Annotated in this window: 18 protein-coding genes and 1 riboswitch; of the genes, 5 read left to right on the top strand and 13 right to left on the bottom strand. The window is 39.5% G+C overall.

The window, feature by feature from the left end:
- Positions 1-3,099 (top strand): efflux RND transporter permease subunit, encoded by a 3,099-nt coding sequence (locus CIK86_RS02115; protein WP_086993945.1) that lies wholly within the window; start codon positions 1-3, stop codon positions 3,097-3,099.
- A gap of 87 nt (positions 3,100-3,186) precedes the next feature.
- Complete coding sequence (gene msrA / locus CIK86_RS02110) at positions 3,187-3,723, top strand: peptide-methionine (S)-S-oxide reductase MsrA (RefSeq protein ID WP_086993948.1); 537 nt, start codon at positions 3,187-3,189, stop codon at positions 3,721-3,723.
- Between the two features lie 70 nt (positions 3,724-3,793).
- Here msrA and CIK86_RS02105 read toward each other — a convergent pair whose 3' ends face one another.
- Both CIK86_RS02105 and CIK86_RS02100 read right to left on the bottom strand, forming a co-directional pair.
- Positions 3,794-5,632, bottom strand: coding sequence for a TonB-dependent receptor (locus tag CIK86_RS02105; RefSeq protein WP_086993951.1), 1,839 nt, complete (start codon positions 5,630-5,632; stop codon positions 3,794-3,796).
- 36 nt (positions 5,633-5,668) lie between these two features.
- A riboswitch (cobalamin riboswitch) is annotated at positions 5,669-5,834 on the bottom strand.
- A gap of 250 nt (positions 5,835-6,084) precedes the next feature.
- Positions 6,085-6,567 (bottom strand): YajQ family cyclic di-GMP-binding protein, encoded by a 483-nt coding sequence (locus CIK86_RS02100; RefSeq protein ID WP_011328934.1) that lies wholly within the window; start codon positions 6,565-6,567, stop codon positions 6,085-6,087.
- 163 nt (positions 6,568-6,730) lie between these two features.
- Here CIK86_RS02100 and CIK86_RS02095 point away from each other — a divergent pair, with 163 nt between their 5' ends.
- Together CIK86_RS02095 and CIK86_RS02090 are read left to right on the top strand one after the other, a co-directional pair.
- Positions 6,731-7,081 (top strand): VanZ family protein, encoded by a 351-nt coding sequence (locus CIK86_RS02095; protein ID WP_086993954.1) that lies wholly within the window; start codon positions 6,731-6,733, stop codon positions 7,079-7,081.
- Positions 7,074-7,976: a 2-dehydropantoate 2-reductase gene (locus CIK86_RS02090; RefSeq protein WP_086993957.1), complete on the top strand. Its 903-nt coding sequence runs from the start codon at positions 7,074-7,076 to the stop codon at positions 7,974-7,976. The genes CIK86_RS02095 and CIK86_RS02090 overlap by 8 nt, the downstream gene beginning before the upstream one ends.
- A gap of 25 nt (positions 7,977-8,001) precedes the next feature.
- Here CIK86_RS02090 and thiI read toward each other — a convergent pair whose 3' ends face one another.
- Together thiI and CIK86_RS02080 are read right to left on the bottom strand one after the other, a co-directional pair.
- Positions 8,002-9,459 (bottom strand): tRNA uracil 4-sulfurtransferase ThiI, encoded by a 1,458-nt coding sequence (thiI, locus tag CIK86_RS02085; RefSeq protein WP_011328937.1) that lies wholly within the window; start codon positions 9,457-9,459, stop codon positions 8,002-8,004.
- 72 nt (positions 9,460-9,531) lie between these two features.
- Entirely contained in the window at positions 9,532-10,200 is a 669-nt protein-coding gene (locus CIK86_RS02080) for a TetR/AcrR family transcriptional regulator (RefSeq protein ID WP_058373949.1), read from the bottom strand.
- Positions 10,201-10,386: 186 nt separating this feature from the next.
- Here CIK86_RS02080 and coaD point away from each other — a divergent pair, with 186 nt between their 5' ends.
- Positions 10,387-10,881: a pantetheine-phosphate adenylyltransferase gene (gene coaD / locus CIK86_RS02075; protein ID WP_086993960.1), complete on the top strand. Its 495-nt coding sequence runs from the start codon at positions 10,387-10,389 to the stop codon at positions 10,879-10,881.
- 13 nt (positions 10,882-10,894) lie between these two features.
- On the opposite strand, the gene CIK86_RS02070 is transcribed toward coaD, so the two are convergent.
- The 9 genes from CIK86_RS02070 to argC form a co-directional block, all read right to left on the bottom strand.
- Entirely contained in the window at positions 10,895-11,275 is a 381-nt protein-coding gene (locus CIK86_RS02070; protein WP_176359657.1) for a hypothetical protein, read from the bottom strand.
- 18 nt (positions 11,276-11,293) lie between these two features.
- Positions 11,294-11,749: a hypothetical protein gene (locus tag CIK86_RS02065; protein WP_086994062.1), complete on the bottom strand. Its 456-nt coding sequence runs from the start codon at positions 11,747-11,749 to the stop codon at positions 11,294-11,296.
- A gap of 66 nt (positions 11,750-11,815) precedes the next feature.
- On the bottom strand, positions 11,816-12,349 hold the full coding sequence (locus CIK86_RS02060; protein WP_086993963.1) for a hypothetical protein: 534 nt from the start codon (positions 12,347-12,349) through the stop codon (positions 11,816-11,818).
- A 15-nt stretch (positions 12,350-12,364) separates the two neighbouring features.
- Positions 12,365-12,562, bottom strand: a complete 198-nt coding sequence (locus tag CIK86_RS02055; RefSeq protein WP_086993966.1) for a hypothetical protein — start codon at positions 12,560-12,562, stop codon at positions 12,365-12,367.
- Between the two features lie 272 nt (positions 12,563-12,834).
- The gene (argH, locus tag CIK86_RS02050) at positions 12,835-14,700 is read right to left on the bottom strand and encodes an argininosuccinate lyase (RefSeq protein ID WP_011328944.1); all 1,866 of its coding nucleotides are present in this window, start codon (positions 14,698-14,700) and stop codon (positions 12,835-12,837) included.
- Between the two features lie 49 nt (positions 14,701-14,749).
- Entirely contained in the window at positions 14,750-15,952 is a 1,203-nt protein-coding gene (locus CIK86_RS02045; protein ID WP_086993969.1) for an argininosuccinate synthase, read from the bottom strand.
- On the bottom strand, positions 15,949-16,881 hold the full coding sequence (locus tag CIK86_RS02040; protein ID WP_011328946.1) for an ornithine carbamoyltransferase: 933 nt from the start codon (positions 16,879-16,881) through the stop codon (positions 15,949-15,951). Before CIK86_RS02040 ends, CIK86_RS02045 begins: the two co-directional genes overlap by 4 nt.
- Before the next feature lie 7 nt (positions 16,882-16,888).
- Positions 16,889-17,656 (bottom strand): acetylglutamate kinase, encoded by a 768-nt coding sequence (argB, locus tag CIK86_RS02035; RefSeq protein WP_011328947.1) that lies wholly within the window; start codon positions 17,654-17,656, stop codon positions 16,889-16,891.
- Positions 17,657-18,667, bottom strand: coding sequence for an N-acetyl-gamma-glutamyl-phosphate reductase (argC, locus tag CIK86_RS02030; RefSeq protein ID WP_086993972.1), 1,011 nt, complete (start codon positions 18,665-18,667; stop codon positions 17,657-17,659).
- Positions 18,668-18,679 lie beyond the last annotated feature (12 nt).

The raw sequence follows: 18,679 nt of genomic DNA, 5'->3' as shown, positions 1-18,679 counted from the left end.
GTGAAAATTACCGATATTAGCGTTAAACGCCCTGTTTTTGCGATTGTAATAAACCTACTTTTACTCACCTTTGGGCTCGTTGCTTTTAGCATGCTGCCACTGCGTGAGTACCCTGATATTGAAACACCTATTGTTAATATTAGTACCGAATATACTGGTGCTTCTGCAGAGATTATAGAAACCAAAATAACCCAAGTCATCGAAAACCGTATCTCGGGTATTGAAGGCATTAAAAGTATTAACTCATCGAGCCGTAATGGCCGCTCAAATATTACGATTGAGTTTGATATTAAGCGCGATATAGATGCTGCATCTAACGATGTGCGTGAACGTGTTGCCCGCGCCGCAGATAGCCTACCTGAACAAGTTCGCCCGCCTGAGGTGTCTAAGTCTAACAGCGATGAAAGCCCTATTGTATGGTTTGTGCTAAACAGCGAAACCATGAACTCAATGCAATTATCTGATTACGCACAGCGTTTTATTGTTGATCGCCTAGCCGTAGTTGATGGTGTGTCTAACGTACGCATTGGTGGTGAACGAAAATACGCCATGAAAATTTGGCTAAACCGCCAAGCGATGGCTGCTCGCGGTATTACTGCGAGCGATATAGAACAAACACTACGCACCGAAAACGTAGAGTTACCCGCTGGCGAAATTGAATCGGTTGACCGTGACTTTACTGTACGTACAGCCCGCAGTTATAAAGATCAGCGCGACTTTCAAAACCTAGTAATAAAACGCGGTGATGACGGTTACCTAGTACGCTTAAGTGAAGTGGCTGATGTACAACTAGAAGCCGCCGATGACGAGAGTTTATTTCGGGGTAATGGCCGCAATATGATTGGTTTAGGCATTGTAAAGCAAGCTAAAGCCAACACCTTAACTGTGGTTGATAACGCCCGCGCCGAACTTGAAAAAATAAAACGTAACCTACCCGAAGGAACCACTATAGAGGATAGTTACGACTCATCTATTTTTATAAAAGAATCGATTAATGAGGTATACAGCACCCTTGCTATTTCTATGGGCTTAGTTGTATTAATTATTTTTATATTTTTAGGTAATATTCGTGCCACCTTAATCCCTGCAGTTACTGTGCCGGTGGCGTTAGTGGGTAGTTTTATGTTTTTACTCGCTATGGGTTATTCCATTAACTTACTTACTTTACTTGCACTGGTACTAGCAATCGGCTTAGTGGTTGATGATGCCATTGTTATGTTAGAAAACATTCATCGCCGCATAGAGCTTGGCGAGCCTCCTTTATTGGCCGCTTATAGAGGCGCGCGCGAAGTGGGCTTTGCAATTATTGCCACCACTTTAGTGCTTATTTCGGTATTTGTACCCTTAGTATTTATGGATGGCCGTATTGGTGCTTTATTTACTGAATTTGCTATGGCGGTAAGTGCCGCAGTGTTTTTCTCAAGTATTACAGCACTTACTCTTTCACCTGCGTTATGTTCTAAAGTATTAAAAGCCTCTGAAAAAGAAAGTAAATTTAGCCAGTCGATGAACCGCTTTTTTGCTAAGGTAGAGCTTAGTTATCGTAACTCACTTGCCTCTAACATGACCCGCAAATGGGGCTTAATGATCAGCTTATTATTAGCTGGCTTTGTAAGTTATTCATTATTTACTCAAATACCCTCTGAGCTAACACCTAAAGAAGACCGTGGTACCTTTTTTGTTATGATGAGTGGCCCTGAAGGCGCCAGTTATGAGAACAATGCCGCTAACATGAGTAAAATTGAAGATCGCTTAATGCCTTATTCTGAATCTGGCGAGCTAAGCCGCGTACTCGTGCGCGTACCAGGCTGGGGCGGCAGTGGCGGTGTAGCAATTGTAGGTATGGCCGATTGGGACAAACGCCAACGTTCTACCTGGGAAATAATGGACGAAATAAGCACTAAACTGCAGGAAGTTACCGACGTGCAAGCCTTTGCTATTATGCGCCGAGGCATTGGCGGCGGTGGTTCATCTCGCCCTATTGAATTTGTTTTGCAAGGTAATGATTATGCACAACTAGCCGATTGGCGCGACCGTATTATAGAGCGCGCTGAGAAAAATCCAGGACTGGTTAGAATCGATCATGATTACAAAGAAACATTCCCGCAGTTTTTAGTCAGCATAGATAAAAACAAAGCTGCCGATTTAGGCGTTTCAGTATCTGATGTAGGGCGTACACTCGAAACCATGCTTGGCCAACGCCGTGTAACCACCTTTATTGACCGCGGCGAAGAGTACGACGTTATTTTAAAAGGCACTAAAGAAGACTTTGCCAACCCGACTGATATATCAAACATTTATCTTAAATCACGCAGTGGCGAGCTAGTCCCGCTTGATAGTTTAATTAGCTTAAAAGAAGAAGCTACCGCATCGCGCTTAAACCGCTACAACCGTATGCGTGCAATTACTTTAAGTGCCAACCTCGCTGATGGTTACACGCTAGAACAAGCACTAAACTTTTTAAACAAGGTTGCCACAGAGGAAAACGACATTGATGGTGCCATTGACTATAAAGGTGAGTCGCAATTGTTTTATGAAGGTGCCTCAGCCATGACCTATGTGTTTGTGCTGGCATTAACCGTGACCTTTTTAGTACTGGCAGCTCAGTTTGAAAGTTTTATGCATCCATTTGTTATTATGTTAACTGTGCCACTTGGTTTAATGGGTGCCATGTTTGGGCTGTGGAGTATGGGGTTAACGCTTAATATATACAGCCAAATAGGTATTGTGATGCTCATAGGGTTAAGTGCTAAAAACGGCATATTAATTGTTGAGTTTACCAACCAACTACGCGACAAAGGCGTAGAGTTTAGCGAAGCTATTTTACAAGCCGCTACGCAGCGCCTACGCCCTATTATTATGACCTCATTAACCACTGTAATGAGTGCGGTACCTCTGGTTTTAGCCTCGGGCCCGGGTGCTGAAAGCCGTATGGTGATTGGTGTTGTAGTGTTTACCGGTGTTGTTGTATCAACCCTACTGACTCTGTTTGTAGTACCTGCTGCTTACTATGCACTTGCGCGCAATACACAGTCACCTGAGTTTTTGCAGCAAAAACTTGATAAACAAGCCGCTAAAAAGCCATTCGAAGAGATCTAACCTCCTAATAGCGTCGTAACCTTGTTGTTACGACGCTTTAGACTTATGCTCTGCATAATCTAAACTTACAGCTATTTTGGAGTATTTATGAGTTCAACAACGCAAGTCGCTACCCTTGGTGGCGGCTGTTTTTGGTGTATAGACGCCGCATTTAGACGAGTGAACGGCGTATTAAATGTAAGCTCGGGTTACACTGGTGGCAACACAGACACTCCTACCTATAAATCAGTATGCTCAGGCACTAGCGGCCATGCAGAAGTAGTGCAAATTGAATTTGACGACACTATTATTAGTTTTGAAGTATTACTAGCAATGTTTTTCACTTTGCACGATGCCACCCAGCTCAACCGCCAAGGTAACGATATAGGCACACAATACCGCAGTGTTGTGTATTATCACAACCAAACACAGCTAACACTTACTAACGCGGTGATCGCTCAATTACAAAACCAGGTAAGCGAGCCAATAGTGACTGAGGTTAGCCCTGCCACCACGTATTATCCAGCAGAGCATTACCATCAAGATTATTACAACGTAAATCCAAACCAAGGCTATTGCAGTATTTTAATTGCCCCTAAATTGCATAAATTCGAAACCGAATTTAAAGAGTTTTTAGCTGATTAAACCCATTTTGTTACGCACAAAAAAGCTCGCTAATTTAGCGAGCTTTTAAGTTTAAGCTACCTAGCGCATATTAAAACTGGTATGCAGCACCAATAAATAAGCGTCGGTCAGCGGTGTTATAGTAATAAAATTCATCATTTATATAATCACCATCTAAATCAATACCATAGGCATCAACTTCATCGTACTGCTTATCAAACAGGTTTTCGACCCGTAAAGAAAAGCTTAACTGCTCAGTTGCTTGATAGTTACCGACTAGGTTCCATAATGTATATGAAGATAAATCTGTTAATTTACCTTTCCTATCGCCACGATACTGCAAATCGATACCCGCATCAAAATCTCCCCACCCTTTATTTAAAGACCAGTTAAAGGTATTTTTTGATACATAAGCTAACTCTTGGCCCGTTTCTAAATCTTCTGCAGATAAGTAAGTGAAGTTAAATGCATGCTCAAAACCCATTAGTTGTTGCGAAAAGCTAAACTCAATGCCTTCATGGCGCGCTTCGTTTATATTTGTTGGCTGCCAAGGGCCTGCAGGTGTTGGTGCCCACGCTATTTTATTGTCAAAATCATTACGGAAAATAGACACTTCTAAAGCAATATCTTGATAACTTAACAACAAACCTAATTCTTTATTCTCAGACGTTTCTGGTTTTAGGTCTGGGTTACCTGAACCTGGAAAATAAATATCATTAAAGGTAGGCGATTTAAAGCCCGTGCTTTGACTTGCTCTAAACGTAGCAAACTTATTTAAATGATAACCTACCGCTGCTGTATACGTGGTTTTATCACCAAATTGTTGGTCATGATCTTGGCGAACTGCGATATTAGCTAAAACCGTATTATCATCGTAATACGCACCTAAAAAGCCAGCAAAAACCTCACGGCTATCTTTATCGTAATTACCTGCGTTGGTTTCTATTTTATCTTTGTACCAGTTCAAGCCACCATTAATATTAAGCTCATCTGAGACAATATACTGTCCAGTATAATCAATTTGATTTCGCTTAGTTTCGTACATACTAACCACACCTTCACTGGTGTTATCTTGGCTATCGCTAGAAAATGCGAATGCTATATGGTGTATTTGATTTTCGTAGCTTTTATTCCACCCTAATGATACTTGGTAGTTTTCAAAATCATTACTTTCATCACTGCTGTCTGCTGCACTGTACTGATTATCATCACGAGCATAACCTTCATTATACTGAGTTTGTACGGTTAGCTTGCCTAAATAGTCATCGTTATAAGCGATATTGAAGCCAATATTTTTGTTCTCATAAGCGTCTTCATCTGGTGCATGGTTTTGCAGTACATCAAAACCATCGGTTTTTTCAATTCCAGCGTTAAATGATGCACTTAAATCATTTATATTTGTTCCACCCGCCATTTGGTAGCTTTTATAAGCATTGCTGCCAAAAGTAGCATCTAAGCGAATATTATCAGCTTTACGAGTAATAATATTAATCACCCCAGCTAAGGCATCTGAGCCATAAACAGCAGCGCGAGAACCTTTAACAACTTCAATACGCTCAATAGTATTAAGGGCAATATTACTAATACCTTTATAGCCAAGAGTAGCCGAGCCGACTCTAACACCATCAATTAAAATAAGGGTATGGCGTGAACCTGAACCGCGTAGCGAAACACCTGAATTTTGGCCAAAGCCACCATTTGAGTTAATTTGAAAACCAGCTTGAGAAGCCAACAAACTAGGTAAGTCTCGCACATTACTTTTTTCAATATCAGCACGGTCAATTACGCTAACACTGGCCAGCACATTACTAATAGGTTGTTCGAATTTATTAGCTGTAACGGTTATTTTTTCAATTGGTTGCACTGTTGCAGATACTGAAAATGAAAGTGCAGCCGAAATTGCCACACCTAGAGCGGTTTTATTTAACATGATGTCCCCTACCTTTGCCCACCGCAAAGATGTTAATAAGTAAGATTACTTCAAGGCCGGTCTCCGGACTCAGTCAACACTATAATAGCTGCTAATACTTTACCGTTGCGGGGGCAGTGTTGGGGTTGTTATCGTCTTGAAAACGCACCAACTTCCCGATTATCTTGCTGTTAATTTCAATACTTTGAAACGTATACAAAGGTATTAAGCAAGCACCTTGAAAATAGGTCGCTATTGTGAGTATTTTGTTTATAAATGTCAATAGACGTCTATATAGCCAAAGTTTAATTTTTAACGATATAAACCCTCAACAATCACTGTAAAAGAGTTAGATTACATACCAAGCTACTAATAGCAAAAAAGCCAAACTTCATTGCTGTAGCTTGGCTTTTTTAACACAAATTTTTTAAAAATTAGTCTCCTAATCTCTATAATATCTGTAATCTGTTTTATTAATCGCGGAAGTTTTTAAACTGAAATGGCTGGCCTAAATCGGCGCTGCGTACTACTTGCATAGCTTCTTGAAGATCATCTCGCTTTTTACCCGTTACGCGTACTTCTTCACCTTGAATGGCGGCTTGTACTTTAACTTTTGAATCTTTAATGGCTTTAACTATTTTTTTAGCCATCTCTTTTTCAATACCTTGCTTTAAACCAACGTTACGAAAAACATTTTTACCCGCTCGGCTAATATCTTGCAATTCAAGGCTTGATACATCCATACCACGCTTAGAAATTTTACTCGCTAAAATATCAAATAATTGTATAACCTGAGAGTCAGCTTCGGCTTTAAGCTTAATTACTTTATCATTTAGCTCAATCGATGCATCAACTCCTCTAAAGTCAAAGCGAGTTTCTAGTTCACGGTTTGCATTATCAACTGCGTTTTTAGCTTCGTTCATTTCTACTTCAGATACAATATCAAATGAAGGCATTGATTTCTCCTAACTATTTTATCTTAATTTTATACTTAATTTATTAAAGCGATTATAACGCTAAAACTATAAATCTTTACACTTTTATGCATCTTGTTCAGGTGCGATACTAAATTAGTTTGATATACTACGGTTTCTTTTTTAAGCGATTTTAGGATTTGTTGTGACAAGGCGTATTTATCAAGCAATTTTTTTAATTAGTATTGTGGTGTTTACCTTTTTATTTGCGAAAGAAATAAAAGGGGTTGGCAACCTGTTTCCTCATGTTGATAAAGTAGCCCACTTTGGGATATTTTTCATCCTTGCCATAATAATGGATAAAGCGTTTAAACTCCCTTTATACGCACAAATACTTTTATTAGCCGGTTACGGTGCTGCAATAGAAATAATGCAAGACGCACTTCCATATAGGCAAGCATCAATCGCAGATTTTATTGCAGATTTTGCCGGCGCAGCAAGCTACTTTATAATCAAAGCAATTTTAACCCCACGTAAAAAGAACTCTCATGGCTAAAATTCTTATTATTGGCGACGGCGCAATAGGCTTATTATTAGCCCACTTTTTAAGTGCGCAGCATAGTGTAAGCGTGTTAACCCGAAAAAGTACGAGTAACACTCGCTTTTACAGTAGTGACAACAGTGCTTCACAAAAAATAAATGCCTCTTTTATTTCATTAAATGAGCTTAATAGTTTACCTAAATTTGATGTGTTTTTATTTACGGTAAAAGCCTTTCAAGTGCAAAGCGCATTTGCACAAGTAAAACAGTTTTTGCCTCAGCATTGCTCTGTTGTGCTTTCGCATAACGGTATGGGTAATGTAGAGCAGTTAAAATGTGAGCTCAATGAACACCAAGCGCTTTATTTTTTAACAACGAGTATGGCTGGGTTTAAATCAAACCAATATATAGTACAGCACACTGGTAATGGGCAAAGTATAATTGGCGGATGTAACAACTTAGGTGTTAAAAATAGCAAAATTATGGCGGATCAATTAACCGCGATCCCCCTTTTAAATGCGTCTATGAATATTGAGCAGCTACGTTTTAATAAGTTATTAGTTAACATAGCAATAAATCCGCTAAGTGCGTTACATAACATTAAAAATGGTCAGTTGCGCGAGCCTCAATATTGCTCAATTATAATTAACCTGCTAACCGAAGCATGTAATATTGCTAAGGCAAAAAACCTTGATGTAACGTTAATCAATGCACTGAGCAGTGCGTATGATGTGATGGCACGTACCGCAGAGAACTTCTCATCTATGCAACAAGATGTTGCTCACAATAGAGCAACCGAAATAATGGCAATTTGTGGGTACATTAGCGAGCAAGGCAAGCTTTATAATATAAAAACCCCTTTTAACGATGAACTTTTAGCTAAAATTGCAGCAAAAAAAAGCGCGGTATAAACCACGCTTTTTAAATAGATAACTTTTACGGGCGATATACCTTTACCGTAGTAAAGCCTTGTTCGTGTAGAATAAGCGCTTGTAACTGGCTCATTACACCTCTATCGCAATACAAGTAATAGTCTTGATCTTTTGGTAAATCACCAAACTTAGTTGCTAAGCGAAAAAACGGCAAATGCACCACTTCTATAGAATCAATTTCCAGTGGTGCTGCTTCTTCTTCCTCTGGAGAGCGAATATCAATTACCACTGCACCAGCTGGTAAATCGGCAACCGACTCAGCTTCTTTTAGTTCCTGCTTAGCTTCTACATCAATATCGCGCACATCCATTACTCGTGCGTTTTCTATTACGGTATTAAGAATATCAAAGTCGAACTTCTCTTCTTCTGCTTTTATTACTTCTATTTTAGCTTTAACAGTTGGCTTTTTAGAAATAACACCACAGTATTCCGGCATCGTTTCGGCCATTTCGGCCGTACCAATTTGACGTGCAATATTAATAATTTCTTGTTTATCGTGTTGAATTAACGGGCGTAAAATAAGGGTTTCGGTTACGCGGTCAATGACACTTAAATTTGCTAATGTTTGGCTAGAAACCTGACCAATACTTTCACCGGTTACCAAAGCTTGAATATTTAATTTCTCGGCCACTTTACTGCCTGCACGCATCATCATGCGTTTAAGCACCACACCCATTTGGCTGTTTTCAATATTCTCTAATATTTCTGCTACTACTGGTTCAAAATCAACGGTAATAAATTTAACTTTATGAGTTGAGCTGTATTTATTCCATAAGTAGTAGCTCGCTTGTTTAACACCAATTTCGTGCGCCGCACCGCCTAAATTGAAAAACAAAAAGTGCGTACGAGCGCCTTTGCGGATCATTTGATAACTGGCTACACCCGAATCAAAACCGCCAGACATAAGCGATAGTACATCTTCTTGTGTTGGCAGCGGGAAGCCTGCCATGCCAAGGTGAGTATGCGATACTATGTAAGCTTTCTCGTCTTTTATTTCAAGGCGTATCGTTACTTCTGGGTGGCTTAGCTTTACGCTTGCACCGGCAACATGCTGATTTAGTCCACCGCCCACATAACGCTCTAACTCCGTTGAAGTAAAGTCATGCTTACCAATACGTTTAGCGCGTACACAAAACGTTTTACCTTCAATGGTGTGACCAACTAATTCAATGGTTTTTTTATAAATATCGTCAAGCGTTTCAAAGCTCGTTTCGGTTACTTCTATAAACTGCACAATACCCGGAATTCGCGCTAGGCTATCAATAAAAGTGGCACGTGTTTGCTCACCTTCAAGTAGGGTAACTACTGAGATATTGTCCCAGTTGTTTCTAACTTGTACTTTTTCGTCAATACGGCGCAGTACAATCTTAATGTTATTTTCTAACACTTTGGTAAAGCGTTTACGAACCGAGCGGCTTTTGATGGCAATTTCAGGATGTAGTTTGACGATAAATTTAAGCATAGTTCACTCTTAGACTGCGGGAATTCGCGCTCCCAGGCATTGGGCGCGCGATTATAGCAAAAAAATTAACGCCTAGGAACTAAGAGCAGCCGGAATACTTGGGGCTGAGTGAGCAAGTTGCGTGTATTTTTCGCGTAACTGGTTCATTTTATCGCTACTTTTATCTGTGCTGTAGGCTCTAAATAAAGTTAATACTTTTAAAATACCATGATAAATATCTTGCTCGGCAAGTGCGCCACTGAGCCTGCGGGCTTTAATATAAGGGGTCCAAAAACTAACTGTTAATTTAAGCGTATGTGCAAGTTCGAGCGCATCTTGCTCATTAATCGCAATCATTTCACTATCACGTAAACCAAGTATTATTTTACGCACCTGCTCTAACAGCTCTAGTTGAAAATCAATATAAGCCTGCTTAAGCTGCGTATCTCGCGCCAAAATATCGCCTAAATTGTCGTAAAAAAAGTGGTAGCGCCACATCAGTTCAAATAGCGAATCTAGATATACCGTTAACTGACTAAATGCATCATCATTTTTGTTTATAGGTTTAAAGTGAGTGCTCAAGTGCTCACTATACAGCGCAAAAATATGGCGAATAATGTCTTCTTTATTTTTAAAATGGTAGTAAAGATTACCCGGGCTCATGTTTAAATGCGAGGCTATATGATTAGTTGATATCGCTCGCTCACCATGCTCATTAAACAATGAAATACTGGTGTGTATTATTTTATCCTTGGTATTCATATACTAACACTCTATTTTATTCAACAAGTTACAATTCGTACAATAAGTTGTCTAGTATAAACAAAAACAGCATAATTAAACACTCTGTGTAATAACTTAGTCGTGACAATTAAAGCCACTTACTAGGCTGATTTGTATAAAAAACACTGTTACACTAATGCTAAAAATAATACATAGCGATACTTTATGAAAATCACTGCAATTTATCCAGGTACTTTTGATCCGCTAACTAACGGACACACAGATCTAATTCAACGTGCCTCAAAAATGTTTGATACTGTTATCCTTGCTATTGCTCATAACCCCAGTAAACAGCCTTGCTTTAGCCTTGATGAGCGTGTAGCTCTAGCTAATACTCTTTTAACTCATATAGATAATGTAAAAGTGATAGGATTTTCAGGTTTACTTGCTGATTTGGCACGCGATCACAATGCTAATGTATTAATTAGAGGCATAAGAGCGGTTTCTGATTTTGATTATGAATTTCAGCTAGCGAATATGAATCGACGCCTAAACCCAGATTTAGAAAGTGTATTTTTAACCCCGTCAGAGCGAAATTCGTTTATTTCGTCAACCTTAGTAAAAGAAGTGGCACGCCATAATGGTGATGTAAGCGAATTTGTAGACCCTATTGTAATGGCTGCACTTAATAAAAAGCTAGGTTGCAGCTACAGTAAATAAACTAACGAGCGCATTACTTAAGTGCGCTAGCTCTATTCATATAGCGCGCTTTAACTTTGTTACATAACCATACTAGGCCTAAAAAATCTTTATTTATAATTAATACTAGCACCATCAATAAATCAACAACGTTTATCCCTATTGCGTACAAAGTCCACAACCACCAAACTTCGGTTTGTTCTAAAACATAAATATCGTAATACATAGCAAAAAACAAACAAGCATTGATACTTAGTCCTAAAATTAAATACATTAATGCTATTGGTTTAGGCTGTTTAATCAACACACCCCACACAATAATTACACCAATTGTCAGCACATCGTATGTTGCCCAATCTATAAGTGTTACTGTTTCATAATCGAGGAATGCACTTAAAAAATATGAAGTCATCATAATAAAAGCGAGATTTCACTAATGGTCAATTTGATTCTGCTGTAATACATTACGATTAAAAATAAAGCGTTTGAGCTTAATCAAACCCAAAAAGTCTTTATTTATAAAAAGCACTGCAATCATAAGTAAATCGATAACGTTAACGCCAATTGAATAAACACTCCAAAGCCACCATTCGTCAATGTTATTTAATACATACAAGTCGTAATAAATAGCGATTGTTAGGCAGGCATTAACAAATAATCCAAGAATAATATAATTACTGGCTGTAGAAGTTAATACATAAGAAGTGAATATAGCGGCTATCAATATTGTAATTGTTAGGAGATCGTAGAGAATCCAATCTAAGTAGATATTATTTAATATAAGCAGTAAATCACTAAAAATGTAGGAGCACATCATTATAGCGGCTATATAAATTAAAGACTTATCGGCCTTATTAATACCTGACACTAGCGAATATAAAAAGGCCATTAAAAAGCCCCATTGTATAAATGCGCTTACGTAATCAGCTAAAAGTAAGTCAAGTAGATACATTAATTATTGATTGTATTTTAATTTAGGTTTTTTAAAAAGAGATAGTACTTTGCTTTTTAGCTTATGTAAGCCGAGGAAATCTCGATCAACAATTAACGCGACAATCATAATGAAATCATTAATTGTTACACCAAAAGTATATGCATCCCAAAAGAACCAAGGCTTTGTATTATTATTGATAAAGACATCAACATGCATTAAAAGAGCTAACAGCATATTAATTGAAAGGCCTAAAGTTAAGTATAGAAAAGATGGAGTAGTTACTTTAATTACTTTGTAAGATAAACCAAGACATAAAATAGTTATTAAATCATGTACAGCCCAATCAAAGTAAGTTGTATTATAATAAGAAATCCAAGTAAAGAAATAATCTGTTGCAGAGTATGAAAGCATCAAAATAAATGAACTGAGCATCAAAGTACTTTTTCTTTTAACATCTAATGTAAATACGAAGATATTAAATAAGAAAGCCATTAAGAACCCCCACATAACAAGGGCTGACAACGAAAAAAAACCAAAAAACTCAGCTAAAAACATTTATTACCTTATTGCTCACTTAGGGCGAGGTAACAGTATAGTATTACCTCTCGCTAACTTATCACCACCAGCGGCTGCTAATGCCTCTTGAGAGAAGCTTACTGTATCAGATTGCAGGGTTTTAGGGCTAGCAGTTTGTTCCATTGCTGGCTTTAATTGTTGCGTTTTATTGTATGCTTGCATTTGTAGTTGGTTGTTAGCTGAAACTTGCATGTGATTATTCCTTATAGGTATTTTTGTATTGTTGGCGCAATCTTGTATTACACTTTTTAAAGAGGGTAATTAAATTGACCTTATATTTAGCAGCAACGTTTTTATCTAAGCTGTTACTGCATTTTACACTTATAACAAAAGCAACCACTGTGCCAACTTTTAATTAACACTTGAAATAATCATAAAACTTTATATTTATAACTTAAATTAGTGTTTTTCACCCATAAAAAAACGCACGAGGGTAACCCGTACGTTTTTTACATCTAGGGAGTTTAAGCCACGAATTTACACGGGATCTCCGCTTTATTACTTAGCTTTAAAATATATTCCATGGCGACTTCATCGCAGTTTTCTTTACGTAAACAAAGCTCACAATCTTTCATTACTTTTTCTGGCAAGCTTTCTTTGGTACAAAAGCTAAAACGCTGTTTTTCAAAAAAATCTGGGACTCGGGTTAGCACTATTACTCTATTTAACGCCAATTTTTTGGCTTTCGCTAATAAATGTTCAACTAACTGCCGCCCTTGTCCTGACACTGCGCTTTGTGGGTCTATACCCAAAGAACGTATTTCCGCCAAACCTGTGTCGTAAATGTACAGTGAGGCACACCCCGATACTTTGCCGTTAATTTCGGTTACAGCAAATTCGTTAATCGAATGCACCATATCACTTTTAGCCCGTGGTAGGTTTTCGCCTACCGTAGCCCAATGCTGAACTAGCTTAGCAATCGATTCAACATCGTCTAAATTGGCATCACGAACCGTTATTTGCTGTTTTTTTTTCGCAGCTTTAATAGCGCTGGTTACTTGCTCAATTGATGTTCCGCCAAGTGCTTGACGCGCTTTAATGCAGGCGTCAATTTCTAGTACCGGATAAACATCATCTGCAAATACGTCACTTACCGATTTATATTGCTCAAGCGATAAGTCTTCAAGCGTTTTACCTTCACTAATAGCCAATTGTACCAGTACACCCACAATATGGTGCCCTTCTCTAAAAGGTACGCCCTTAGCTACCAAGTAATCTGCAAGCTCAGTTGCATTTGCATGGCCACCTTTTGCCGCTGCAAGTGTGCGTTCGCCTTTTACTTTAATACCTTTAATACACGCTTGTGCCATATGAATACAGGCAAGCCACGTTGGCATAGCGTCAAATATGCCTTCTTTGTCTTCTTGCATATCTTTATTATAAGCAAGTGGCAGTGCTTTTAGGGTCATCATCATGGCACTAAATGCACCAAAAACACGTCCGGTTTTACCACGAATTAATTCCAGTGCATCAGGGTTCTTTTTTTGTGGCATCAACGATGAGCCCGATGTCACATTATCCGCAAGCTCTATAAATCCGGCTTCGCCTGAGTTATAAAAAATAAGATCTTCTGACATACGCGATAAGTGAATCATCGAAATAGACGCACAACTTAATAGCTCTACTACAAAATCACGATCAGATACGCCATCAAGGCTATTTTTAGTCGCTCCTGTAAAGCCTAAACCCTGTGCTAATGCTTGACGATCAATTGGATAAGCCGTACCCGCTAATGCGCCACTGCCCAGTGGGCAAAAGTTCATCCGCGCTTTAGCATCTTGCAGGCGGCTTTCATCACGCTCTAGCATTTCTACGTAAGCCATACACCAGTGACTAAACAATACCGGTTGTGCACGTTGTAAATGCGTATAACCTGGTAAAATAGTCCCAAGCTCACGCTCTGCTAATGCAACAAACTCACCCTTTAACTGGGCAATGGCTTTTAAAATATGATCAGCAGTATCGCGACACCACAATCTAAAATCGGTGGCTACTTGGTCATTACGGCTGCGCCCTGTATGTAATTTTTTAGCTAAATCACCTACTTTTTCGATTAACGCAGCTTCAACATGAGAATGAATATCTTCTGCGCCTGAAGTTGCTACCGCTTGTGGATCTGCTTTTACTTCTTCAAGCAATTGGTACAATGCTGCAACTAACTCTTGGTGCTCGTCACTTGATAACACATTAACTTGCTCAAGTGCACCAGCCCATGCAACAGAGCCTATTATATCTTGCTCTGCTAATTGATAATCGAAAGGAAGAGAGTCGTTAAATTGCTTAAACGCCTCGTCTGGACCCGTAGAAAAACGCCCGCCCCATAATGCCATGAAATCTCTCCAAACCCGATATTGCCCCTTTTAACAAGGGGCGTAAAAATTACTTTTTAGCTAATGCTTTTATTCTGCTTGAAAGCGAGAATAAACGAATAAAGCCCTCTGCGTGTGATTGGTCGTACACATCATCTTCACCAAAGGTAGCAAACGCTTCGCTGTATAAACTGTGTGGCGACTGCTTTTGCACTGCTGTAACTTGGCCTTTATATAGCTTAAGCACAACTTCACCTGTTGCATCTTTAGAAAGTGCTTCAGCACCAGCTAAAATAGAGTCTTTAAGTGGTGTAAACCAACGACCGTCATACACTAAATGTGCAAATTCGCCGCCGAGTACTTCTTTCCACTTACGGCTTGCTTTATCAAGCACCAGTTCGTCAATAGCTTGCAGTGCCGCCATCATTACGGCGCCACCTGGGGTTTCGTAACAACCGCGCGATTTCATACCCACTAAACGGTTTTCTACAATATCAACACGACCAACACCATGAGGCGATGCAATATCGTTTAATTTAACTAAACAATCATAAGGTTTAAGCTGCTCACCATTTACTGCAACAACTTCACCTTCAACTACATTTAGTGTTACTAGTTCAGCTTTATCTGGCGCTTGCTCTGGAGAGTTTGTCCAGGTCCACACTTTTTCACTTGGTTGACACCATGGATCTTCAAGTTCGCCGCCTTCGTGCGAAATATGCCATGCGTTTGCATCACGGCTATAAATTTTTGTAGCCGATGCCGAACATGGAATATCGCGCTCAGCTAAGTAATCTAGCAATGACTCACGGCTTGATAAATCCCACTCACGCCATGGTGCAATTACTTGTAAATCAGGGGCAAGCGCTGCAAAACACGATTCAAAACGTACTTGGTCGTTACCTTTACCAGTACAACCATGAGAAAGTGCATCTGCACCTACTTTACGCGCAATTTCTACCTGTGCTTTAGCAATAATTGGGCGCGCCATAGACGTACCTAATAAATAAGTACCTTCGTAAATTGAGCCTGTTTTAAGCGTAGGATAAATGTAATCACTTACCATTTCGTCTTTTAAGTCAACTACATAACACTCAGAAGCACCCGATGCGATAGCTTTAGCTTCTACGCCTTCAAGCTCCTCTGCACCTTGGCCAACATCGGCCACAAAGGCAATAACTTCACAGCCGTAATTCTCTTTTAACCATGGCACAATGGCCGACGTATCAAGTCCACCTGAATAGGCTAAAACGACTTTTTTAAATGAACTCATAGGTGTTCCTTAACAAAATTTGGATTTAATAATGTAACTAGCAGAGCGTTTTGCGCATGCATACGATTCTCGGCTTGTTGTATAATTTTTGACGCTGGACCGTCCATTACCTCAGAGGTAATTTCGAACTCACGGTGTGCCGGTTGGCAATGTAACACTGTTGTTGCACCGGTTTGCTCTAATAATGCTTTATTTAATTGATAAGGCATGTATTTTTCTTTTACTAACTCAAGTGGTGTGGTGTCGCCCATTGATACCCAAGTGTCGGCGTATACTGCGTTTGCACCAACAGCAGCTTCTACTCTGTCGCTCACCATTACTGATGCACCATTCATTGCTGCTATTTGTTCCGCTTTTTTCAGAACTTGTGAATCTGGAGAACATCCTTTAGGCGTAACGGCAACAAAGTCTGTACCTAATGTTGCAGCAAGCAACATTAATGAATGCGTTACGTTGTTGCCCTCACCTAAATAAGCTAACTTTAATTGACTCACATCGCCATGCACTTCCTGTAGTGTTAAAAAATCAGCAAGTGCTTGGCAAGGATGATATAAATCACACAAGCTATTAACTACTGGCACCGATGAATACTGCGCTAATGTGGTTAATGTACTGTGCTGATTTACGCGCGCTACAATACCATCTGCCCAGGTAGAAATATTAAGAGCAAAATCTTTTACTGACTCACGTGCACCCATCGCGCCATTTTGTTGATCTAAATACACGGCATGACCGCCTAAGCGATTTATACCAATATCAAACGATAAACGTGTACGTAAGCTTTGTTTTTCAAATAAAGTAACCACTGACTTACCAGCCAATACTTGGCTGTATTTTTTAGGGTTTGCTTTAATATCTTGCGCTAGCTTTAATAAGTTAAGTGCGCCTTGTTGGTCTAATTCTAAACCCGTTAAAAAATTCTCAAACATAATAAACCTATGGTGTAATTTTAGTTCCGACATGCTTGCCTTGCAGCAAAGCTGTTAAGTTTTCTGGCTTTTGCCAGCTGGAAATATACACACCGCGTCGTAAGTGTTGGGCAGCGTGAAGACTGGTCTTAACTTTGACCTCCATCCCGCCCACAATTACTCCTTCATTTATTAAAGTATCAATGTGTTTTGTATCTAGTTGATGTAAAGGCTGCTTATTTGCATCAAGCACTGCTTCAACATCGGTCATAAATATTAGTTCTGCGTTTAAGTTGTTGGCAATTGCAGCGGCGGCTTCGTCAGCATTAACGTTGTACCAAAGCCCTTGCAAGTCAAAACCAATTGAGCTGACAATTGGCATACGGCCAATTTTTAGTAAATCGTTAATAATCGAATCATCGTTACTGGTACATTTACCCACTAAACATAATGCTTTTAGTTTTTGCGTGGCAGTAACACCAGCTTCATACAAACTTAAACCAACTGGTTTATGGCCAGCATTAATTGCCGCACTCATTAATTGTTTATTAGCACAACCTGCAAGCGCACCCACTATGTACGGCATTTGCTCTTTAGGGCTAATACGTAAACCTTGATGCTTTGCACTGGCAAAACCAGCGTCTTTAAGCCAAGTGTCTACAAGCGCGCCTCCGCCATGCACAATGACAAACTGCGCGTTGTGCTGCTCATTAAGTACTGAAAATAATGCTTTTGCCGCGTTTTCGGTATTAAGTACAGCGCCACCAAGTTTAATTACCCAGGTTTTTTTACTCATTTAAAACGATCCTTTTAAGCCTGTGGTATGCGCCAATCCCATTGATAAATTAATACACTGCAAAGCTTGTCCTGCAGCGCCTTTTAATAAATTATCAATGGCAGCTATAACAATTAACTGTGTGCCTTGTTGCTGCCAGCCAATATCTACATATGGCTGTTTAGCTACGCCTTTAATTGAGGGGATTTTATCGCCCAGTAAACGAATTAACGGCTCATCGGCAAGTACTTGGTACGCTTGTGTTACTTGCTCAATGGTGACATTAGGCTTTAATTGCACATAAATAGTTTCTAAAATACCACGCGGGAAATTACCTAAATGGGGGGTAAATAAAACACTGTGACCAAGGTGTTGCTCTATTTCAGGGCCATGACGATGATTAAATAAACCATAAGGGGCAAGCGACACTTCGCAAAAATGGGTACCAATACTAGCTTTACGCCCTGCGCCGGTTACACCCGATACCGCATTAATTATAATTGTTTGCTCAGTTAATAAACCGGCCTGCTGCAAAGGCTTAAGTGCATTAAGCGCAGCCGTAGGATAACAACCCGCTACAGCTACTAATTTCGCCGCGGCAATAGCATCGCTATTCCACTCAGCTAAACCATAAGCAGCTTGATTTAATAACTCTGGATGTTGGTGCTCAAAGCCATAATAAGTAACGTAGTCGTCATTGCTCGCAAGGCGATAGCCGCCAGATAAATCAAATACCTTTTTACCCATGGCTAAAAAACGCGGCGCTAAATCTACGCTTACTTTATGATCGGTACATAAACACACGTAATCGGCGCTGTTTTTAATATCGCTAAAAGCAGATTCACTAAGAGGCAGTAAAGGCTGATTGAGTAGCCCTAAGTGTTCGGGGTATAAATCACTCAGCAATTTATTTTTATCTAAGCTACCTTGCGATACATAACAGCCAGTTAAAATTAGTTTAGGGTGCTTAGCAACTAAACTTGCTAGTTCTGCGCCGCTATAACCGCTTGCGCCAATAATCACTACATTCATTGTTTACTCGTT

This window comes from Pseudoalteromonas sp. JB197 (assembly GCF_002332205.1).
In the GTDB taxonomy this organism is placed as follows: Bacteria; Pseudomonadota; Gammaproteobacteria; order Enterobacterales; family Alteromonadaceae; genus Pseudoalteromonas; species Pseudoalteromonas nigrifaciens.
Note: the sequence above shows the minus strand (reverse complement) of the source record. Positions and strands in the feature narration are given on the sequence as shown.